We start from the raw sequence: 22,769 nt of genomic DNA on the forward strand, positions 1-22,769 counted from the left end.
TTCGACAAGACTGTCATGAGTAGCTTTATTCCTGCAACGGCACCGTTCAATGAAGAACAGCGTGCATGGCTGAACGGATTTTTCTCGGGACTGATGGGCGTCCAAGGTGGTGCAACGACGAGCGATGCGCTTCAAGCTGCGGGTTTCGCTAACGACACGATTACTGGTCCGGCAGCGCCCGAAGAAGAGGATTTCCAGTGGCACGATTCGGCGTTACCGATTGTTGATCGCATGGAATTGGCTGCCGGAAAACCACTTGAACGAAAACTGATGGCGGCGATGGCGCAGCTTGATTGCGGATCGTGTGGTTACGTGTGCCAAACTTATGCCGAGGCGATCGCGTCAGGCGACGAAAGCAACTTGACGCTTTGCAGTCCGGGCGGCAAAGACACCAAACAAATGATCAAACGACTGCTCAAGGACGAAGGTGCCACCGAATCATCGGCAGCACCAGCGTCCACGAGCAACGGAAAAACAAACGGAATCGGCAAGACCAACGTCTATTCGCGTGCGAACCCGTTCACCGCCAAGCTGATTGAATCTCGGCCGCTCAATAAGGAAGGATCCGCCAAAGACACACGACACGTCGCGATCGACTTGGCAGGTTCGGGGCTGTCTTATCACGTCGGAGACGCTCTTGGTGTCTTCCCAGCGAATTGCGACGAGTTGGTCGCGAGTGTCATCGACCGGATTGGTGCGGACCCCAATTTGAATGTGACCACCGGCGCCGGTTTGACCAAGACACTGCGGGTTGCGATCGGCGAGGACTATTGCCTGAAAGACCCGACCGACGAACTGCTGTCCTTGATCATCGATCGGGTGGAAGATGAATCCAAGCGTTTGATGCTGAAGACGATGGCCGACGAAGGAGTGCCCGAGGGATTTGACGTGCTGGATGTGTTGGAAGTCGCCGATTGCCGATCGCTGACTGCGACAGAGTTTCTAGAAACGCTTGATCCCCTGAATCCTCGTTTGTACTCGATCGCTAGCAGCACCAAAGTTGTCGGAGACGAAGTTCACCTGACAATCGGCAAGGTGGTTTATGAACGCGAAGGACGCACTCGCAAGGGCGTGGCCAGCACGATGCTGGCCGACCGGGTCGAGTCAGGATCGTCCGTTCGCGTCTTCGTTCAGCCCAATCACGGCGGGTTCACCGTCCCGGCAGACCCCACCAAGCCGATCATCATGGTCGGACCAGGAACCGGCATCGCGCCGTTTGTTGCGTTCCTGCAAGAGCGTGCAGCCACAAAGGCGCCCGGTAAGAACTGGCTGTTCTTCGGCGATCAACACGAAGCCTACGACTTTTTGTACGAAGACGAACTGAAAGCAAATGTCGCCGACGGCCTTTTGACTCGGCTAGACACGGCGTTCAGTCGCGATGGCGAAGCCAAGGTCTACGTCCAGGATCGAATGCGAGAAAACGCTGCCGAACTGTGGCAATGGCTCAACGAAGATGCGTCGCTTTACGTTTGTGGCGACGCTTCACGTATGGCCGCCGATGTGGAACGAGCACTCATCGAAGTCGCAGAGGATCAGGGAAACCTAAGCACCGCCGACGCACAAGCTTTTGTGAGAAAGCTTGCCGCCGATGGCCGCTATGTTCGTGACGTCTATTGAGAGAAGCGTGTTAAGACAGAGAACGAAGGACAGGCTGGCAGCTTAGTCCTACGAACTAGGGCATGGCTCCTACTCGGGATCGTAGGCCAGGTTGGGCGATAGCCAGCGTTCGACTTCTCGGATCGGTTCGCCTTTCCGTTTGGCGTACGATTCGATCTGGTCCTTGGTGACGCGATCGACCGCGAAGTAACGTGATTCGGGATGACCGAAGTACAGACCACTAACCGAAGCCCCTGGATACATCGCATAGCTAGATGTTAGCTCGACCGATGTGTTGGCCGTTGCATCAAGCAATTCGAACAACGTCTTCTTTTCGGTGTGATCAGGACATGCAGGGTAGCCGGCGGCCGGCCGAATGCCACGATACTTTTCGCTGATCATATCTTCCGTAGACAGGTTTTCGCTTTGACCAAAACCCCAATCTTTGCGGGCTCGCTGGTGCAACATTTCAGCCAGAGCTTCCGCCAGTCGGTCTGCGACTGCTTGGACGATGATCGAGGATTCGTCATCCAGTTCGTCTTTGAACTTCTTTGCTAACGCTTCGGCGCCAATGCCAGCGGTGACGACAAATCCGCCCAGGTAGTCCTCGCGTCCGCTACCGACCGGCGCGATATAGTCGGCAAGCGATCGATAATCCGTTGTACCTTTGCGTTCCCATTGTTGACGCAAACAATGGAACCGTTTGGCTTCGGTTGCGCGTGTCTCGTCGGTATAGACGATGATGTCATCGCCATCGGATGCGGCTGGCCAAAAGGCATAAACCGCCTTCGCTTTCAACAGATCTTCCGCAATGATCCGATCAAGCATCGTGTTGGCTTTTTCGTAGACTTCCTTGGCGATTTCTCCCACCACTTCATCTTGAAAAATCTTGGGGTACTTGCCCTTCAATTCCCAAGTCATGAAGTAGGGTGACCAATCGATGAACGGTCGAATCTCGGCCAGCGAGATTTCATCCAAAACGCGAGTCCCAGTGAACGATGGCTTGTCGATGGCAACAGTTTTCCAATCTGTCGCAAATCGTTTTTCAAGTGCCTCGGCGTAGGGGACCAGTTTCTGTTGTCGATCGCGATAGCTTGCGACCAGCTTTTCTTGCTCGGCAACATTTGCTTTGACAAACGCATCACGAGTTTCATCGTTCAACATTTTTTCAACGACACCAACGCTTCGGCTGGCATCCAAGACATGCAGCACTGGGCCGTCATAGGCCGGTGCGATCCGAACGGCGGTATGTTTCGCGCTGGTAGTTGCACCACCGACCAACAACGGCATCGTCATTCCGGCGCGTTTCATTTCGCGTGCGACGTGAACCATCTCGTCGAGGCTAGGCGTGATCAGACCGCTCAAACCAATCATGTCAACGTTCTGTTTAACAGCCTCTTCAAGGATTTTCTCGGCCGACACCATCACGCCCAAATCGATGACTTGGTAGTTGTTGCACTGCAGCACGACGCCGACAATGTTCTTGCCGATGTCGTGAACGTCACCCTTGACCGTTGCGATCAAAAACTTGCCACGTGCGTCGTCGTGCTCGATCCCGGCGGCGCGTTTTTCTTCTTCCATGAACGGTTCAAGATAGGCAACTGCCTTTTTCATCACCCGTGCGCTCTTGACGACTTGCGGCAAGAACATTTTGCCCTGGCCGAACAAGTCACCGACAACGCTCATACCATCCATCAACGGACCTTCGATGACTTGCAAGCACTTGTCATAGTGCTGGCGAGCTTCTTCGGCGTCTTCGACGATGTACTTGTCGATACCTTTTATTAACGCGTGAGTCATCCGCTCGGCAACGGAGTTTTCTCGCCACGACAAGTCTTCGGCAGACTTCTTTTTGCCCGAGCCTTTGAAATTCTCGGCAAAATCGAGCATCCGGTCAGTTGAATCGGGTCGGCGATTCCAAAGTACGTCTTCGACATGCTCAAGCAGATCCTTAGGAATTTCTTCGTAAACTTCGAGCTGACCGGCATTGACGATTCCCATGTCCAGCCCGGCTTTGATGGCTCGGTACAGAAACGCACTGTGGATGGCTTCGCGAACGCCATCGTTGCCTCGGAAACTGAAACTGATGTTGCTGACACCGCCGCTTGTCTTGACACCGGGGCATTCTTTCTTGATCCGTGCGACGGCATTCACAAAGTCGATGGCATAGTTATTGTGCTCCTCCATCCCGGTTGCGACCGTCAAAATATTCGGATCGAAAATGATATCTTCGGGTGGGAAGTTGACTTCGCCTACCAGCAGGTCATACGCACGTTTGCAGATTCGAACTTTACTGTCTTCGTCAGCAGCTTGGCCTTCTTCGTCAAAAGCCATTACGACCGCTGCCGCGCCGTATTGGCGAACCAAACGAGCGCGACGCAAGAATTCGGCTTCGCCGTCTTTTAGCGAGATCGAATTGACGATCGCTTTGCCTTGAACGTTTCGCAGACCGGCTTCGAGTACTTCCCACTTGCTGCTGTCGATCATCACAGGAACCGATGCAGCGACTTCATCGCCCGAAATCAATCGCAAGAAACGCGTCATTGCTTCGGCGCCATCAAGCAGCGCGTCATCAAAGTTGATATCGATAATCGTGGCACCGTTTTGAACTTGCTCGCGGGCAACATCAACGGCTTCTTCGAACTTTTCGTTTCGAATCAAATTGGCAAACTTGCGACTGCCGGTCACGTTGGTTCGCTCGCCGACCATCGTGAACGGAATTTCGGGCCGCATCACCATGGGAAGCGTTCCCGACAATCGCGTCAGCGAGGGTAGCGACTTGATCTTCTTGGGTTTGACTTGGCGAATGCGGTCGGCCATCGCGGCAATGTGATCGGGCGTCGTACCACAGCAACCGCCAAGAACGTTGATCCAGCCATTGTCCGCGTACTCACCCACCTTGGCCGCCATCGCGGCGGGACCGAGATCAAACTGACCCATTTCGTTGGGCAACCCCGCATTGGGGTGGCAACTGATCGGAATTCCAGCGACCTTGGACAGTTCTTCGATATGAGGACGCATCACGTCCGGGCCGAGCGCGCAGTTCATCCCGACCGACAAAAGCGGAAAGTGATTGATCGCGGTCCAAAATGCTTCGACAGATTGTGCGCTGACGAACGTCCGACCACCGTCGGCGAACGTGCCGGATGCCATCACCGGCACACGGCGTCCGCCGGCGTCAAAGTAATCTGAAATCGCGAACAGACATGCTTTCAGGTTCAACGTGTCAATCGCGGTTTCCGGCAGTAGGATATCGACGCCAGCTTCACACAACGATTTGACCTGAGCCCGATAGCTGTCGACCATCTCCATGAAAGTGGTCCCGCGGTGCGCGGGGTCTTCCGTCGTGCTGATCGCCAGTTGGCGGGTGGTCGGGCCGATCGATCCGGCAACGAAACGAGGTTTGTCGGGAGTCTTTTCGGTCCATTTGTCCGCAGCAATCCGGGCACACTGGACGGCGGCATGGTTGATCTCGTCGACCATTTCGATGGGTAGGTCGAATTCGAGCATGCCGACCGGGCTGGCACCGAACGAGTTGGTTTCGACGATATCGGATCCGGCCGCGTAGTAGGCGTCGTGGATATCGGTGATTTTGTCAGCGTGGGTCAAACAAAGAATGTCTGAAAAGTTCTTCAGATCCTTGTGGTGATCCGCGAACCGCTCGCCTCGGACACCCGCTTCATCAAGCCCCAGACGCTGAATCATTGTCCCCATCGCTCCGTCGAGCAGCAGAATTCGCTCGCGGATCAGTTCGTGCAGTTGAGTGGCGGTCGTGTCGGCTTGCGGCATGGGAGAGCTGTTTCACGCGAGTCAAAAAACGGATTTGATATTACTTAATGGCCTAATCTTCGTTCTGAATCGGCTTGATCACAAGCCGATCCCCACAGAATTGACGTTTAGTCTTGCCTGATCGTTCAACTTTGGCTATTCCGCAGAAACCTAAAGATCCGGAAGCTCGCTTCCGATGAATAAGAACGGAACCAATTGGTTCGGGTTCATGGCATTATCAGAGAGCGTGTGAATCACTACCCGTTTGCCGATGCAATCACCGGCGGGCGGTGATTTTCCGTTTTACCTCGACTGTAGGAAGAATCGTATGACCGTCTCGCCAAAGCGGCCTTCAGACGGCTATCGCCAGCCTCAATCCGACCAGCGTGTGGCTCACCCGCTGAAGCAGAGTGTCGGTGCGGAGCAGCGAAACCCTAGGGAACAAGAATCAATGAACTCTGATTCCGAATCACCGGACCTGCCGCCAGTTTTGTTCAAATTGCCGAATCTGGCTCCCACAGCGGCCGCCAAACCGGCTCGGTCGGCGGTAACGCACGACCCAACTGCGGCAACGGCAATTCCCGAAACGGCCGTGGCCCGACCAGAAATCGCGATCGAGTCGAACAGTCAACCGGCACAGGCTCAACACAAATACGCTGCCAACGAAGCTGCCTTCGCCGCCCCAGAGCTGATCGCCCGCGAGCCAATCTCGTCAGCGCGAGTCGAAGACACCGACGTCCATCCGTCGATCCTGCGGATTCCTGGACTCGATGAGCCCACGCCAACTCGGCACGAAGACACGTCGCGATCCCAAGAAAGATCGTCGCAGGGACCAGCCCTGCGCACCGATCCGACATCGCAAGATGAAGAAAACACATCCAGCCCTTCGCAGCGATCGCTCGAAAGCCGACCGGCCAGGGACATCAGAGACACTCGGCCAGCCGGCCGAACCTGGATGGAAGCCGCCGTGGCTCACCGCACCGTTTTGGTGCTGCTCGGTGTCGTGATTGGCGCAGCATTTTGGACCAGTCGTCGACCGTCGACACGATCCGATGTGGACTCGTCGATCGCTAAAGTCGACCAGGCTCTCGAGCTTGACTCGGACAACTTGATCACCGACTTTTCGATTGGCGACAAAGTCGATGATCTGAAAGAAAACGCATCGACCAAAATTAGCGAACTCAACCAATCACTTGAGTCGACAATCGAAAAAATCTCTGACCAAATCGATGATCAGTCGATCGCCGTTTCACTCAACGCTCCGACGCCGACGGTATCACCAGCGACTTCGGCATCAGAGCCTGCATCGCCAGGTGCTGAGGCAGCGGAACAATTCGCGAGCAATTTGGACTCGCCAGCCGTCCCAAGCTTGGGCGTCGATGCGATGATGGTATCGAGCCAATCCTCACGAAGCACGTCGATCGATCTGCCGACACTTGAAGTCCTTGCGTCTGACCCCACGGTGGTGGACGGAGTCTCCGATCTCTCGGCACCAGCCAATGTCAACAACTTTTTCAGCGGACCAAAGCCGTCGGCAACTCCCGCAGCGGTGAGCGATTGGCTGCAATATCTGCCACCTGTGCAAACACAGCCTGGCATGTAGTGGTTGATTACAGCGCCATTTAAATTTCCCACGATTCCATTCGTTACTCTCTCTTCAGCGTGTTGCCATTATGAGCTTGTCTGACCAGGCTTTCGTCAAAGCATTCGCACGACGCAATCGACACAACGACAAATCGTCGAAAACCGTCACCGAAACCAAGCCGACCCCCATCGATGAGATGACGCTTGACCGACGAGTGGCGGATACGGCATCGATGTGGATCGATTCGTCCGAAGGCGTCGTCGCTCGCGGTGATTCTGCCCAGGCCGAGGTACCTCGTCCGCACATCGAACCCGCTGCCAATACAACACGGCCCACACCGGTAAAGCCGGCAACCGCCGTAAAAGACACTCCGGCACCGACCGTCGCCCGAAAAGAAGTCACCCGCCAAGATGTCGCTGCGCCGCTTCCTAGCGAAACCGACACGGTCGACGACATCGCTCGCCTCGTTGCATCGCTGCAACAAATCCACACAACCTATGGATCAATCGACGCGTCATCAACCGACTTCTCGTGGGATGAAACGGTTGATCTACGAGCTAGCGAGTCTGTCGCTCCGAAAGCTTCTCAAGACACGTCGTCTGCCTTGGCCGAAGAAGCCGAACCATCGATCGCACCGGAGCAAACTCAACAAGCGGATGTGCAACCTGCAAAACGAGCATCAACGCCGTTTCAGGCAGCTTGGGAAGTCGATGTGTTCGACGTTCCCAAAACGGTTGCGGATTTGTTCTTCAACGAGAGCTTATTTCAGGACCTGACCGATCGCATGGGTGAGGCGGTCAAGGCCGGCTTGCGAACGATGCTTGTTACTAGTGTCAACAAAGGCGAAGGACGCAGCAGCGTGGCAATCGGCATGGCAATGGCTGCTGCCGCGTCTGGTGCACGAGTCGCGTTACTAGACGCCGACATCGACGACCCCACACTGGCCGACGACCTGCGACTGGAACTCGAACACGGCTGGCTCGATACGCTGCGAAGCGGCCTGTCGGTCAAGGAAGTTGCCGTCTACGCGGTCGAGGATGCAGTTACCCTGATTCCGTTGATCGGCGTTAACGCACAACGTCCGGCAACCGCCAACGAAATCGCTCACTTGGTCGATTCGCTGCGAGAGCGATTCGATCTGGTCGTCATCGACGGCCCAGCCGGCGATTCAGTGAGCTTGCAGCCGTTTGCGACCTCGATTGACAGTGCCATCATTGTTCGCGATTCGCTTCGCACGACGTCGGATGATGTCGAGAGCTTTGCTGGTTGGCTAACCCGATCGGGCGTTCAAGGCGTCGGCATGGTCGAAAACTTTATCTCCTAGCAACAGCCATCGGTTCCGCAGCAATCATCGCCCAAAACGGTCATCTTGATGGACCGTTTAGGTGTCGACGGTGAAGGCGAATCTGCGGACGGGTCGTCCGAACGGTCTGAAACCAGCCCGATGAAGTCAGCTGCATAAGGTTCCGTCGTCATCCGATTGACGGTCGCCCGCGATGCCGGGATCCGCACACCTCGATCGTAACAGTAACCGTGGTCATCGATTACGTGCTGATAGGGGCCACGGTAAATCACCGCGTCGTTTTCGATCGCGTTGTCATAGTCGACCTGAACTGCTTTATAGGCAATCACGGTCGCCGAACGAAACTCGATTCCCTGGACCGTTTGCCAAGGTTCTTTTTGCAGAACCGGCATCTCGACGCCGTGAAATCCGGCTCGAACGAACGCGTCCATGAACTCGTGCTCTTCGAACGCGCCCGAGATGCAACCGCTCCAAAGAGTTCCGTCCTGTTGCATCGCCATCGGCACGGGTTGGTCGCACACAATGTCACTAATCACCGCTCGCCCGCCCGGCTTCAAGACTCGGTAAATTTCATCGAACAACCGTTCCTTTTCGGCGGGATCAACCAAGTTCAATACGCAGTTGCTGACCACGACATCGACCGAGTCATCAGCGACCATCGGCTTACGGCTTCTCATGTCGGCGATGAAGGACTCGAGTCGTTGCAGATCGACTTCGCAGGCCACCGGATGCTCGACCAAGTATGCATCAACGGCGTCACGGTCGACGGCCAAGTCTTGTATCTTGCCTTTGCAGAAGTGCACGTTGTCAAAGCCGATCGCCGCAGCAACAGCGGACTGACTTGATCGTGCTAACGCCAGCATCGTATCATTCATGTCGACGCCAAGCACTTTGCCTTCGGCGCCAACAACCTGAGACGCGATGAAGCATATTTTGCCACCACCACTGCCAAGATCTAAAACCGTTTCTCCCGGGCGCACCCACTTCGACGGATCACCACATCCGTAGTCGCGATCGATCACTTCCTGAGGGATAACCTTCAAGTACTTAGCATCGTAATCGACCGGGCAGCACAGTTCGACTTCACGTTCTCCTGCTGCGGCCGAGTAACGATCGCGAACGGCTTGTTCAGTATCCATCATGAGAACTATCTTCAGGTTTCAAGTTTTAGGGAAGGAATTGTTTTTCAAATGACCGCACCACTGCAACTGCTGCCCGCACCTGCGGTGCAACCGTAACAGTGATCCGCAACGGCGATTTTTTCGCTCGCAAACGTTTCGAACGAATCGATATCCCAAACGGTGGTTCGCGACTTGCCACCGACGGGTATCTCGAGCATCTGGTTGAAGTCACAGTCGTAAACTTCACCTTGCCATCCGATCGAGATCAGCGAACGACACATCACATGATCCGCAGTCACCGGATTGAAGTTGTCAGCCAACAAACGCATGTAGTCATCTAATTTGCCGCGTTTATTTAAGTACGTCGCATAGCGTTTGATGGGAATGTTGGTGATGCACAACAAACTATCAAAACAAATCCCGTAACGAGATTTCAATTCACGTTTATAGTCGACTTCAAGCTTTGATTGATCGGGTGGCAAAGAAGGCCCGGTGGGGTTGAAAACCAAGTCGAGCTTCCGGCGAGAGTCTCCACTGCCGTAACCTCGCCGATTCAATTCCCGAAGCCCGTCAATGCTGCGAGCAAAAACGCCGTCGCCACGCTGGCCGTCGACGTTGTCTTCCAAGTAACACGGCAACGACGCGACGACATCGACATCGTATTCCGCCAGAAAATCGGCCACCCAGTCGAATCCAGGCTCGGACAAAATCGTCAAGTTGCAGCGATCAATCACTCGCAAGCCTCGGCGACGAAATGACTTCACCATGTCACGAAAGCTGGCGTTCATCTCAGGCGCACCACCGGTCAAATCGACCGTCCGAATCGACTCACAACTCTCGGCAAGTTCTACGATCCGAGCAGCCGTCTTCGCATCCATATTCTCGCGTTTCTTCGTCGGGCCAGCCTCGACATGACAGTGCGTGCAGGTTTGGTTGCACAGTTTGCCGAGGTTGATCTGCAACTCCGAAATCGTCTTCCGCACCAGCGACCGGTTCTCGCGGTGCACTCGGTCGGCAAACGGCTCCACAATGCCGGTCGGCAATCCAGCATCGATAATCGGTAACAGCGAAGACATTTGACCTTTGTGATTCAAAGAGTTTGAGGCATTCGAGTCTCTATCGTATCATCGATGACCAAATGCCGGACCTATCCGCTCATTTCATTTCGGTCGTGATAGCGATGACAGCAAACAACCTCGGACCAAGCCGCCAACGCCAGGGACCGTGAATCGCTGTCGACGCGGCCCGATCATTCTCGGGTGGCGAAAGCTTGTGCATCAGCACCGCAGGATTCAGCCCGGTAAAGAAGTTCTGAGACTCAACCGCCGCACGCACAAGCTTTGGCAACTTAAAACGACTCACGCGATCTAACTGGGGAAGCGTGTCGGAAGAAACCATGTCCGTGATCAAAATCGCCGTCCCGCCCGGCTTGGTCAATCGCGACAACAGATTCAAGTGACCATCACGAACGGCCAGCATGGCATCGGCCAATTGCGGATGATCCGGTGGCAGTCCGCAGATGACGGTGTCAAGCAGCTGGCTGATCAAACAGGTTGATACCACAACGTCGCCCATCGGCACGCTACCGGGGTCAGGATTCCGAGCCTGCTGCAACCACGTGTCCCACTTTGATTTTGATGCGTTTTCATCACAGGCCGGCAACCGACCTAGAACACCCGACAGATCAACGGGCGAGGCCGTATCAACCACGGCCGAAACATCTGCAGGCAAACGCGATCGACAGTACTCGATCGCTTCGACATCCAGATCCACTAACGTCGTTGAACGATAGCGACTGATCAACGACGGCAAATCAAGGTCATTGCCATTGCCCACCCCCAGAACGACCAGGCTCTCATCGTCCGACTTCGCATTGGCGTCTCGCCGCCGACCGACCGCTTGGATCAGCCCGGTCACGCTTGCCCGGTGATCGGCAAAAGAATCCCAATCATTGCGAGACTGCCGGTTTCGATCGAAATGAACCGTAGCGGCCGAGCTGTTCATTGAATCCATTCCAATCCGCCGGCGGGTGATGAAAAGAGGCTAGGCAAAAAGATCAGTGCAGTCGAAGTAGAACGATACGACCACACCAGCAAGAACACTAGAAGTCCTCGCTCCCTAGCCGATGATCCCGCTTCGGCATTTCGCTATGTTGGCCATCGGGTGTCAACAACGATTGATACACACGGTAATCGATGCTGTCTTGAATGAAACGTGTAGCGCCGTCAGCAAACGCAGCGTTGACTCCGTCGACATGAAACGACGACGGACGAGCCAAGTCTGACAGACGGGGTTCACCTTGAAAAGCTCCGTTGATCCGGTGAATGCTTTGCACTGGCATCGCAGTGCTTACCGCGGAAATCATGGCGTTGTCACGTACTTCGGAATCCTCCCCCTGCGAATCCTCATAGTGCCACACCATGCCATGAATGTATCGGGATGATTCCGGATAGAGAAACGGTTGCTCGACAGCAACGAGCGCCTCTACAATCGCATCGGCACTGATTCGATGCCAGGGCAGCGCATCGGTGCTTTCGGAAAACAACATCGTCAGCCCTTGCCCGTCACGAAAGTCATCCAGCCGTACACGCGGTCCGATCGCCACCGGTTGTCCCGTTTCATCGACGGCTTGAGCCTTGTTATTGAAGACTCCGTTTGCCACGGACATGGAGCGAGCAAAATCGACATTCACGGACTCACCATCGTCACGAACAATCGTCCATTCGTTTTCGTGACGGGGTCCGCGATGACACATTCCGTTGTTGGCGATATAGCTATTGCGGCCACCCAACCAATCGCCATCAAAGTCATCTTTGTCGCACTGGAAAATCGCCAAGTCAGGCGCCGCTTGAAGCAGGTACCCGTCGGGCGTTGTACCTTCAATTTGTTGACCAACCGCAACAACGGCGTAGCGATCTTCTGTCCACCTTTCAAATGTCGGCTGCTCATCCAGCCATGGCAACAACGACACGCCCCAGGCACCAACTTTTCGGTGACTACGAAATTCCTCGTTTGACTTTGTAGCGTCGAATTTCCCAAAGTCGTTCAGGTATCCAGGAAACTGATCATGCACGCTGGAAACCTGAATGGATGCCAGCGCGAGATTCTTTAGATTGGTCGCACACTGAGCGCGTCGTCCTCCATGACGAACATGAGCCACAGACGGAATCAGCAATCCCATCACGATTACGATGCATGTGATCACCACAAAGCACTCCACTTTAGTGATGCCGTTACGCGTTTGCATTTCTTAACCTTGGTGTCTGTGCTTCAATCCTGAACGAGCCAGTCTATCTAGCCACGTCATCGGCAAGCGACATTGCTCGCTCCAGCGGCGAGTAGTACGCGTCGACAGATTCAATGTAACGTTCGTAGCTTGCCGTTTTGGGCCGCACACTTGCAACGATTGCCGGTTCGACCCAGATCCAAACGCACAACGGAGCGACTGCAAACGCAAGCGATGTCGCGGAAAGGTGCCCAATTTCTCGCATCCAGTCTCTTCGCCAAATCATCCATGTGATCCAGCCGATGCCGAAAATCGCGATGCTTGCGACAGGTCCGTGATGAGCCAACCATTCTGCGTTTGCTCGACTAATCCACTTCGAACCAAACAACCAAGTCTCGCTATCCGGTGCGACTTGTGATTCGATGATCGCGACAAATTGGTCGGCTGTTGCGCTCGCCTTGATCGGCAATCCCAGCGATTCCCACCCGATTTGCCATTGAAACGCGAGCTGAAATGCAACCGCGACGACCGCACTTGCGATCAACAAGCTACGGATACTAAACCGAAGTCGTAACCGCGAACGCATCGCCATGCCGGCAACCATGCCGATGCCCCAAGCAAAGACGAGTGCAGTTAGCATCCAATCTTGAATCGCGCCGCTAATCTGTCGGGCGGGAACGACGCCAAGAAAAACAAAACTGACACCGATTGCGATTAGAAACATCAGTCCCAACGGAAGCGACAAGGCAAGATGCGAGGCCTGCCGTCCCATTGCAAACCAAAGCACGAGCGTGATCACTACCATCAACATCCACGGTCCTATCAAGGCGATCGATATCGCACTGACGGCCTCCGCAGCCGGATTGGATTGAACCTGGATCGCAGACGCGAACGCCACCGAAGCCGCAGTTAAGTCATTTTCCCATACGATGGCATCGGTGAGTCCTCTTTTGGTGAACTCGCTGACTTCACCTGCTTCCTTCTCCAGCCGTTCACGTTCCCGCCACGCCCAAACTCGCAGCTTGGCAACGTTTGTGTCGTAGCGAATCTCAGCACCGGACCGAGCGACTGCGACATCCGCAATTTGAGTTGCCAAGGCGACCAGTTCGGTCGGTGAAAGCGAACCTGACGGAGACGATTTCACTTCGGACATCCGCAGCAAACCACGGATCAACTGACAAACGTCCATCACCAATTCTTGCGAGACGAACCGAGACCGCAACGACTCGGTGGTTGTTGCGACCGGATGCCCAGCCAACTGATGCAAACGAACCAGTCCGTTGATCGCGGGTTCGCCGAGAATCAATTCCTGAGCCGCTGTGATCTGCCCGGCAAGCTTGATCGCTCTTTGCCAATTGGCCGCATCGGTGACGACGAATTCAAGTTCTTCGTCAAAGTCAATAGCTTGCTCTGCCATGTGTCGTGCTTCGATAATGTTATAGAGCGAGTTCCCGGCATCAACATCGCGTGCCTTGGCCAGGACTTCCTGCCAATCCTTTTCGCGCGGTGTGTCTTCATCGTTCGACATCATGGGCGGCCATAGCAGTCGTGCCCGAACACGCCACCAAATCCGATTGTCGGGATCGAGTTCGATCGCCCGGCGGATCAGTTCGGTCCCACGACCAGCCGCGTTGACATCGAAAGCTCCCCGCGAGTCTTTCATCCTCGCCATCACGTCGCCGCCATAATTCCAGACGTTGAACTGGCCACTGCCTGCAATTTCGGTGGCGACATCGGATGCAAAAAGCAAACATGGCTGACTAAGCACCGTCGCGGCGGCGGCGTGGAGTCCTGCGTCATGCGGATGCTGAGCCAACACTTCGTCGATCGCGCGATTCCAATAGTCAAGTTGGCGATCGGGGAACAGCTGTGCTGGCGTTCGGCAATCGGCGACCTTCCCTATGGTGGCCGAACGAAGCCTGTGCAGCGACATCGCGAATTCTTCCGAGCCGGTTCGTGAGAGCCTGTGCATGCGGACCACTCCGACCACGGCGACTAGAATCAGCCCGATTAGCGTCCACTGGGTTCGTCTTTGCATCCTGTGGTTGTAGCATTTTCGATTCCCTCGGATTGGGTACAAAATGGGTGGGGCTTTCGACACGTCCGGTGATCGATAGAATCCGTTTCCTGGACGAGAACGCTCTCGCCGACGGATTTTGCCTGTTACCCCAGTGTCCCGATCGCATGACCGACTCGCTCGCATCCACTCCTCTCGACGCCTGGCACCGTGCGGCTGGCGCCAAAATGGTGCCCTTTGCTGGGTACGAGATGCCGATTCAGTACTCGTCGATCGTGGCCGAACACCAGGCGTGCCGAACCGCTGCGGCGGTGTTCGATGTGTCGCATATGGGCCGGCTGAAATTCGAAGGCGACGGCAGCGAAAACCTGCTGGATCACTTGTTAACCCGCCGCGTGTCGGACATGCCGTTGGGCCGAGTTCGTTACGGATTGATTTGCGACGAAAACGGTGGCGTCCTCGATGACGTGCTTGTTTCGAACTTGGAAACACCGTCTCAAAAACGCTTTCATTTGCTGGTCGTCAATGCATCGAACCGGCAAAAGATCATCGACTGGATCACGCCTCGGATGCCCGACTTTCCGACCGTCACGATGACGGACCGGACTGAGTTGACAGCGATGATTGCCGTCCAAGGTCCTAAGGCAATGGATGTTTGCAAGCGATTGTTCAAATCGGATCCCGCGAAGCTAAAATACTATCAAGCGGTCATTACCGACCAGATGGGCAAACCTGTCATCGTTAGCCGAACCGGGTACACCGGCGAAGACGGGTTCGAGTTGGTCGTCCGAGCCGAAGAAGCTAACCGCGTCTGGGAGAACCTGATGCTGATTGGCCGCGACGAAGGATTTTTGGCTGCCGGCTTGGGCGCCCGCGACACGCTGCGGATGGAAGCCGCGATGCCGCTGTACGGCCACGAACTCGATGAGACGATCGATCCGATCACCGCTGGATTGTCATTCGCATGCAATTCAGACGGGCGCAGTTACATTGGTCGTGACGCGATTGCCAAAATCGCTGCCGACGGCCCAAGCCGCGTGCGCATCGGATTGCTGCCCGAAGGCAAACGCCCGGCACGCGAAGGACTAAGTGTGTTGACACCCGACGGACAAAGGATTGGTACGATCACTAGCGGCGGCCCTTCCCCGACACTCGGTCACCCGATCGCAATGGCCTATGTCGATGCCGCGCACGCCAAATTGGACCGATACCAAATTGATATTCGCGGCAAGATGGTCAATGCCGTTCCGACCGCTTTGCCGTTTTACAAACGTCCGACGAACAAAGTTTAATTTCCACAGCTTCGCGATCGCGAAGCTTGCCCTCTCTGATCCACCAACCCGAAACGATTCATCATGTCGCGCGACCCGTCGAAATTGTTGTACGCTGAAACTCACGAGTGGGTTGACCTGACCACGGATGCTGATCAATCAATCGCCACGATTGGCATCTCAGCATTTGCGATCGAGCAACTCAATGACTTGGTCTACATGGACCTGCCGGAAGTTGGCAAAGTGCTGACGGCGGGCGAAGAGTTTGGCGAAGTCGAATCCGTCAAAGCGGTCAGCCCGTTGTACAGCCCGATCAGTGGCGAGGTGGTGGAAGTCCACTCGGAACTGCCCGACCAGTTAGAAGAACTAAACAACGATCCGCTGAACTTTGGTTGGATTATCAAGGTGAAGTTTGATGGCGACGCCGGTCGCGACAAACTGATGGATCACGCCACGTATGAAAAACAGTGCGGCGAAGCAGGCTGATTTCGTGGACGAACCGTTGCCCCTTCACACAGGTCGAGCAAACCTAGGCCCATCGAACGCGAGCCAATCGGGACGTACTGGCCGAGTGATTCCGCTTGCCGGTCATGGCGGCGCCGAAAACATGGCGATCGATCAAGCGATGCTGGAATCCGTCGATGCGGGCGGACCGCCGACGCTTCGGCTGTACCTCTGGAACGAGCCAACGTTGTCACTTGGTTATTTTCAAAACTACGACGAGCGCAAGCAGCATGTCGAAAGCCGCGGCGTCGCCTGCGTTCGCCGTTCGTCCGGTGGCGGCGCGATCCTGCACGACCAGGAACTGACCTACAGTATCGCGTGGCCAACCACTGGCCTGCAAACCGGCGCCAACCGCCCACTCTACCGCAACAGTCACGACGCTTTGGTCGCTGCGATTTCGGATTTTGGCGTCTCTGCATCGCCCTTCTCGGCAACCGTACTCAACAAAGTTTCTGCCTGCGACAATTCGTCATACCCCGCCGCCACCTCGCGGTCTGATCCATTTCTTTGCTTCCAAAGACGGACTGACGACGACTTGATTGTTAGCGGCTACAAGATCCTGGGCAGCGCTCAACGGAAAGGCAAACGGGCCGTTCTGCAACATGGCAGCTTGCTAATCCGTGCAAGTCGATTCGCACCTCAATTGCCGGGAATTTGGGATCTTGGTGCGACCGCAGCGTCTGCGGAGGGCCTAGCCGAGGCACTGGTCGAACATCTTGCTAATCAGCTTGAAATTGACTGGACTGACGGTCAATGGACGACCGCCGAACGTGACCGTGCAGCCGAAATTTCGGAAAACCGTTTTGCGACCGAGTCCTGGCTCCACCGCCGGTAAGCTGACCGGACCTAGCCCCAGTGGGTGGAAAGATCGTGCAAAATCGATTTACGGTTGTCCTGTATTGCGTTAAATATCGCGGATCGGCATATTCGCCAAAGCGAAAGCGTTTAGAATGATGCTGTTCGTTGAGTTTTGAGAGTGCAAGGCCGTGAACGACTCTGCTGACGCACTCTCCCATTTCTTGAAATCGGCAATCGCAGGCCGATCGTGACGGAAACGTCTATACCGATGCATGAGAGGTTGATCGATGCAAGTGAAGCTGAAGGTCCTTACCGGGAGTCACGAGGGCAAGGAAATCGCCGTCTCGAGCGAGAAGTTCCTGGTCGGACGCAGTGAAGTTTGCCAGCTTCGTCCCAAGAGCGAATCCGTCAGCCGAAAACACTGCATCATTGTCCTGAAAGACAATCGTGTGCTGGTTCAGGATTTGAAAAGCCGCAACGGGACGTTCGTCAACGACAAACGTTTGCCGGTCGACAAAGCAAAAGTACTGAAGGGTGGCGACGAGCTTCGGATTGGCAAACTGCTGTTCGAAGTGGTGATTGAGCATGGACTGCAAGCGGTCAAGAAGCCCGAAGTTTCTGGTGTCGGCGACGCGGCGGCACGCACCGTCGAAGCGGGTTCACACGACAGCCGTTTCGAGGCGGTCGATGTCAACGACTGGTTAGACGAAGCGGACCAAATCGACCGCGTGCGCAAACTTTCGGACCCCGAGACTCGCCAGTTCCGTTTGGACACGGGTTCATCGGATACCGGTGGCGACAGCAAAAACGATAGCGACACCGATAACTCGGATCTGTCAGTCAGTGAGTCCACGGCATCCGAGAAGCCAAAGCGTCCCGACAAGAAGGACAAGAAGGCGCCAGGGAAATTGCCTGCTGACATGAAGAAGGCGATGACCGAAAATTCACGCGACGCCGCCGACAATGCGCTAAAGCGGTTTTTCAGCGGACGATAGTCGCTTAACTATTCACGCCATCGACATCAGGTTCGCCCGTGGATGAATCCAATGCGTTGCTTGCCGACCAGTTTGGGGACAGCGACGAAAACGCGTTTGCGAAACTGATGCGACGCCATCACGCGTTGGTGTTTCAGATATGTCTGCGAATGCTTGGACATCGCCAAGACGCCGAAGACGCCACTCAGGAAACGTTTTCACGACTCGCTCGTTATCTTGATCGATGGGACCGCCGCCGTCCGCTGGAACCTTGGCTGGTCACGATTGCAGGCAACCGATGCCGCACACTGATGGCCCGGAAACCGTATCACACGTCACTGGCTTCATCCGAAGAACCGGCGACCATCGTTTCCACACTTCAACGTGAAGCCGACTCGCTGGCCGAAGAAGTTCAGTTGGCGATCGGCCAGTTGGCCGACGATCCCCAGCGTGCGTTTCGAATGTTCCACGAACATTCAATGGACTATGCTCAAATTGCCGATCGAATGAACCGGCCGATCGGAACGATCAAGACATGGGTCCACCGGTCGCGATTGCAGTTGATCGAATCGCTAAGAGAACGCGAAGTCATCGACGTTCGCAGTCGCCAAACCACCGACCATCCGAACGGGCGCCCAACCGAATCAGAGGTCACGACATGATTGACCGTTGCGCACAATTCGAACAACGAATGCACGAGCGACTGGACCAGCGGCGTCCATTGTCCGCCGATGCAGTACTGACTTCGCATGCAGACCACTGCGCCCGGTGCCAGCAAACGCTGGACGCTTGGCGATCCATCGACCTTGCCTTGCCATCACCACGACCAGCGGCAAATTCTGCGTCCGTTCTGCGACCGCAAAGCCTCAGCACGTCGCAAACATCGAGTCTTTCACTAGCATGGATCGCATTGGCGGCGATGGTACTAGCGACCATGACCGGGCTGGCGTTCTACTCGAACCAGCCGGTGGCACCGACCGCACAGGCTTACGTGCCAGCGGTTCCCAACGAACTTCTCGAACACGCCGATCCGGTTGCTTGGTGGAACGAAGCTAGAGACCGCGACTGGATCAGCCAGACCATGCCAACGGTTCGGTCCGTGCGCGAGGGCGTCGCGCCGCTCGGACGATCGTTGATTCGAGCAGTGACAATTCTGACCACCGGTACCGGCGACGGTCAAACATCATGATGCTCAAGCACCCTCGCATCGGTCAGGTTGCAGTCGCTGCAGTGATCGCTTTGCTGATCGAGTTTGCAATTGCAAAAACAGCCCATGCCGAGCAACTGTTTCAACTGCGAAACGGAATGGTGCTACGAGGCATGATGGCCGAGATCGCGACGTTAAAGGAAGGCTTTGGTGCAGCCGCCGCAGGCCAAGCCCAAGTCCGTCCGATTTGGATCATTGACGACGGTTTAAGACGCATTTACATCCATGGCAAAGGGATGGCACAAGGCGACCCCGTAGATGTTGCCGACCCCACCCAAGCAATCGTGCTACGACAAGCCAAACCACTTGGCGGCAAGACTCCGGAAGTGTTGGGATCCATCGTAGGCGTCTCGCCATTCAATGAATTTGGTCGCCGACAACTGACCATGCGAAGTGACAGCGGCCTCGTCGATGTCATCCAGGGCATCACCGAACTGAATTCACGCTACGCAAAACTGATCGCATTGAAAGGTAAACCGGCGCTGCTTTGGGACATGCGAGTCGCTACGGCATCGATCGACTCGGCGACGCTGAAACGCATCTTCGACCGGCGCATCCCCGCCGAGGACCTAGACGGTAAACTGGAAACCGTACGTTTCTTTACCGACACACAGCGGTTCGACGATGCCAAGGACGCACTGTCGTCGATCGAGAATCTTCCCGACGACATTGATCTTGAAGCGTTGCTGATCTCGTTGACCGAGCGGCAAGCGACTCAATTGCTCGACGAAGCAAAAGTTCGCATCGATGCTGGGCAATACACCGTGGCTCGTGGCATTCTTGAAAACTTTCCCGCCGACAAGGTCGGCCGCATCACACGAATTCAAGTTCAGGATGAACTCAAAAAACTAAACGACTCGCGAGATCAAGCAGCAGCACTGGCCAAACAATTGCGCGAGCATGTCGCGAAACTGAATCCCGTTCAAGCCGCACCGCTGGGACCGATCATCGATGAAATCGCAGCCGGGCTTTCGCCCGATACGCTGGCTCGACTTAGCGATTATGTTCGGCTAGGAACGGCCGAAACCGTCGCACTGGACGATCGAGTTGCCCTGGCGATCGCGGGCTGGTTGCTGGGCAGTGGCTCGGGCGAACAAAACCTAAGCGTTGCGACAGCACTGATCAAAGTGCGCGACTTGGTCGCCGAGTTCCTGGGGTCACCGGACGCGGGGCGACGAGCGGCGATTCTAGAGCAACTGAAAACGCTCGAAGGTGCTCAGCCCGAATACGTCGACCGAATGTTGCCGTTGCTGGCGCCAACCTTGGCATGGCCCGAAGGTTCAGCCGTCGAGGGCGCCGACGGCTTCTACAACGTTGACACGCCGAAGGCTCGATACGCGATCCAGCTGCCACCCGAATACAACCCTCTGCGTTCGTACCCATGCATCGTGTCGCTGCACCAATCAGGCGGATATGCCGAAGACCAAATCGATTGGTGGGCGGGCCAGTTCGACGACCAAACAGGCACTCGGATGGGCCACGCCTCGCGGAACGGCTACATCGTGGTCGCACCGGTATGGAGTCGTCCGGAACAACGCACCTACGAATACACTCCCCAAGAACATGAACGAATCCTGGCGTCGCTACGTGATGCGATGCGACGATCGTCGATCGATTCGGATCGGGTGTTTTTGTCTGGACACGGCGAAGGCGGAACCGCCGCTTGGGACGTTGGACTTGCGCATCCCGATTTGTGGGCCGGCGTTAATCCAATCAGCGCCAATCCATCCAAGACCATTCACCACTTCGAGTTGAACGCGCGATACGTGCCGCTTTACATCGTCAAAGGCGAACGCGATGGAATTCGCGACGATGGATCGATCATGGATGACTATATGTCGTTCAACCACGACGCAATGGTCGTGATGTATCGCGGTCGAGGACGAGAACCGTTCTTCGACGAAATTCCGCACCTGTTCGAGTGGATGAATTCACCCGCTCACACGCGGCGTGACATTCCCGAAGAAATCAACGTTTCCACGATGCGAAAGGGCGACCAATTTTACTGGTGGCTCGAAATGGGGGAACTAAAACCCGATGTTCAAATCGACCCAATCTTGTGGGACCGAACGTCAAAGATTCGATCAGCGAAAGTCGATGCGTCAATTGGCGCTGGAAACCAAATTCGCATTTCCAGCGTACCGTCCGAGTCCTTCAGACTGCTGCTTCGTCCGCAACCAGGAATCGACATCTCGAAAGAGATCGTTGTCCGCTCGGGCAGTCGACCGTATCGCTTCCAATTCGACGGAACGCTCGACACCTTGCTCGAGGACGCTCGGCAACGTGCCGATCGTAAACGCGCCTTCTGGTTCCAAACCACCATTCCGTAACAAATTCAGCGAACGATTCAACTTCCCTCGTGCCAAAGCAAAATCCGATGCAACGACGTGAATTCTTGGCCCGCCCCGCCCTGCTTGCTGGTACGACCGCACTGGCATCCGCCGTGTCGGTTGCGACTGCGAACGAAACGGACTTGAACCCAACGCCCGCAAAACGCGGCGTTCGCCAATCGGTGATGGGATGGTGCTTCAAGGACATTCCGCCGGTTGAACTTGCCAAACATTGTCGCCGAATCGGGCTGGAAGCAATCGAAGGCATTCCGTCTGCTCACTATGACGCCGTCACCCAATTGGGACTGAAGATTTCGCTAACCAGCAGCCATGGTTTTTCCAACGGCCCTTTGAATCCAGACAACCATGCCGAAGTGGAAACGAAACTGCGCGAGGGCATCGATCTTGCCGTCAAATACGGCGCGCCCAACGTGATCACCTTCACTGGCATGAAAAAGGAAGGCATTTCGGACCAAGCAGCCACCAAGAATTGCCTCGCTAGCTGGAAGCGAGTCCTGCCGTATGCCGAGGCGAACGGCATCGGAATTGTGCTTGAGCATCTCAACAGCCGAGACGATTCGCACCCCATGAAAGGGCATCCCGGATACTGGGGCGATGACATCCACCACTGTGCCGATTTGGTCAAAGCGATGGATTCGCCGAACTTCCGACTGCTGTTCGATATCTACCACGTCCAAATCATGAACGGCGACCTGATCCGGAATATCAACCATTACCACGCGATTGTGGGGCATTATCACACCGCCGGAAATCCAGGCCGGGGCGAACTGGATGATTCCCAAGAAATTCAGTATCCACCGGTTATTCGTGCGATAATGGACACGGGCTATCAAGGATTCATAGCCCAGGAATTCATTCCAACGTCCAATGACCCAATCCGCTCCCTTGAACAAGCGTTCACAGTTTGTGACGTGTAAAGCGGACGTGGGTTGAGCTAAGATCGGGCGGAAGACCGTTTCCCGCAATCAACCTCGCCTCCGCAAAACCTCAATTACGAGGGAACCTAGGCTCGCTGATTGTGTCCAACTCGTACCCCTCACCCACCGCT

17 protein-coding genes are annotated in these 22,769 nt (G+C 55.5%); 11 read left to right on the forward strand and 6 right to left on the reverse strand.

Annotation, left to right across the window (positions count from 1 at the left end; all coding sequences use genetic code 11):
* Positions 1 to 15: 15 nt before the first annotated feature.
* Positions 16 to 1,617, forward strand: coding sequence for a sulfite reductase subunit alpha (locus Poly59_RS01835; protein ID WP_146532370.1), 1,602 nt, complete (start codon positions 16 to 18; stop codon positions 1,615 to 1,617).
* A gap of 69 nt (positions 1,618 to 1,686) precedes the next feature.
* Here Poly59_RS01835 and metH read toward each other — a convergent pair whose 3' ends face one another.
* Positions 1,687 to 5,385, reverse strand: a complete 3,699-nt coding sequence (gene metH / locus Poly59_RS01840) for a methionine synthase (RefSeq protein WP_146532371.1) — start codon at positions 5,383 to 5,385, stop codon at positions 1,687 to 1,689.
* A 430-nt stretch (positions 5,386 to 5,815) separates the two neighbouring features.
* Here metH and Poly59_RS01845 point away from each other — a divergent pair, with 430 nt between their 5' ends.
* Both Poly59_RS01845 and Poly59_RS01850 read left to right on the forward strand, forming a co-directional pair.
* A complete protein-coding gene (locus Poly59_RS01845) occupies positions 5,816 to 6,967 on the forward strand; it encodes a hypothetical protein (protein WP_146532372.1) in 1,152 nt (383 codons plus the stop codon).
* A gap of 70 nt (positions 6,968 to 7,037) precedes the next feature.
* Positions 7,038 to 8,273 carry a P-loop NTPase gene (locus tag Poly59_RS01850; RefSeq protein WP_146532373.1) on the forward strand — a complete coding sequence of 412 codons (1,236 nt, stop codon included), beginning with the start codon at positions 7,038 to 7,040 and terminating at the stop codon, positions 8,271 to 8,273.
* On the opposite strand, the gene Poly59_RS01855 is transcribed toward Poly59_RS01850, so the two are convergent.
* From Poly59_RS01855 to Poly59_RS01875, 5 genes are all read right to left on the reverse strand, one after another.
* Positions 8,270 to 9,394, reverse strand: a complete 1,125-nt coding sequence (locus Poly59_RS01855; RefSeq protein WP_246151308.1) for a methyltransferase domain-containing protein — start codon at positions 9,392 to 9,394, stop codon at positions 8,270 to 8,272. The genes Poly59_RS01850 and Poly59_RS01855 overlap by 4 nt on opposite strands.
* Positions 9,395 to 9,438: 44 nt before the next feature.
* Positions 9,439 to 10,449 (reverse strand): arsenosugar biosynthesis radical SAM (seleno)protein ArsS, encoded by a 1,011-nt coding sequence (gene arsS / locus Poly59_RS01860; RefSeq protein WP_146532374.1) that lies wholly within the window; start codon positions 10,447 to 10,449, stop codon positions 9,439 to 9,441.
* A 79-nt stretch (positions 10,450 to 10,528) separates the two neighbouring features.
* Positions 10,529 to 11,377: a hypothetical protein gene (locus Poly59_RS01865; RefSeq protein ID WP_146532375.1), complete on the reverse strand. Its 849-nt coding sequence runs from the start codon at positions 11,375 to 11,377 to the stop codon at positions 10,529 to 10,531.
* A 97-nt stretch (positions 11,378 to 11,474) separates the two neighbouring features.
* Positions 11,475 to 12,620: a DUF1559 family PulG-like putative transporter gene (locus Poly59_RS01870; RefSeq protein ID WP_146532376.1), complete on the reverse strand. Its 1,146-nt coding sequence runs from the start codon at positions 12,618 to 12,620 to the stop codon at positions 11,475 to 11,477.
* A 43-nt stretch (positions 12,621 to 12,663) separates the two neighbouring features.
* Entirely contained in the window at positions 12,664 to 14,637 is a 1,974-nt protein-coding gene (locus tag Poly59_RS01875) for a hypothetical protein (protein ID WP_146532377.1), read from the reverse strand.
* A 146-nt stretch (positions 14,638 to 14,783) separates the two neighbouring features.
* Between Poly59_RS01875 and gcvT the strand changes: the two genes are divergently transcribed.
* The 8 genes from gcvT (at position 14,784) to Poly59_RS01915 (ending at position 22,638) form a co-directional block, all read left to right on the forward strand.
* Positions 14,784 to 15,908: a glycine cleavage system aminomethyltransferase GcvT gene (gcvT, locus tag Poly59_RS01880; protein ID WP_146533190.1), complete on the forward strand. Its 1,125-nt coding sequence runs from the start codon at positions 14,784 to 14,786 to the stop codon at positions 15,906 to 15,908.
* A gap of 63 nt (positions 15,909 to 15,971) precedes the next feature.
* A complete protein-coding gene (gcvH, locus tag Poly59_RS01885) occupies positions 15,972 to 16,373 on the forward strand; it encodes a glycine cleavage system protein GcvH (RefSeq protein ID WP_146532378.1) in 402 nt (133 codons plus the stop codon).
* Entirely contained in the window at positions 16,345 to 17,226 is an 882-nt protein-coding gene (locus Poly59_RS01890; RefSeq protein ID WP_146532379.1) for a lipoate--protein ligase family protein, read from the forward strand. The genes gcvH and Poly59_RS01890 overlap by 29 nt, the downstream gene beginning before the upstream one ends.
* Positions 17,227 to 17,476: 250 nt before the next feature.
* On the forward strand, positions 17,477 to 18,184 hold the full coding sequence (locus Poly59_RS01895) for an FHA domain-containing protein (protein WP_146532380.1): 708 nt from the start codon (positions 17,477 to 17,479) through the stop codon (positions 18,182 to 18,184).
* 38 nt (positions 18,185 to 18,222) lie between these two features.
* Positions 18,223 to 18,825: an RNA polymerase sigma factor gene (locus tag Poly59_RS01900; protein WP_146532381.1), complete on the forward strand. Its 603-nt coding sequence runs from the start codon at positions 18,223 to 18,225 to the stop codon at positions 18,823 to 18,825.
* Positions 18,822 to 19,352, forward strand: coding sequence for a hypothetical protein (locus Poly59_RS01905; RefSeq protein ID WP_146532382.1), 531 nt, complete (start codon positions 18,822 to 18,824; stop codon positions 19,350 to 19,352). Before Poly59_RS01900 ends, Poly59_RS01905 begins: the two co-directional genes overlap by 4 nt.
* The gene (locus Poly59_RS01910; RefSeq protein WP_246151309.1) at positions 19,349 to 21,700 is read left to right on the forward strand and encodes a carboxylesterase family protein; all 2,352 of its coding nucleotides are present in this window, start codon (positions 19,349 to 19,351) and stop codon (positions 21,698 to 21,700) included. Before Poly59_RS01905 ends, Poly59_RS01910 begins: the two co-directional genes overlap by 4 nt.
* Before the next feature lie 47 nt (positions 21,701 to 21,747).
* Positions 21,748 to 22,638 carry a TIM barrel protein gene (locus Poly59_RS01915; protein ID WP_246151310.1) on the forward strand — a complete coding sequence of 297 codons (891 nt, stop codon included), beginning with the start codon at positions 21,748 to 21,750 and terminating at the stop codon, positions 22,636 to 22,638.
* The last annotated feature ends 131 nt before the right edge of the window (positions 22,639 to 22,769 follow it).

Source organism: Rubripirellula reticaptiva (assembly GCF_007860175.1).
GTDB lineage: Bacteria > Planctomycetota > Planctomycetia > Pirellulales > Pirellulaceae > Rubripirellula > Rubripirellula reticaptiva.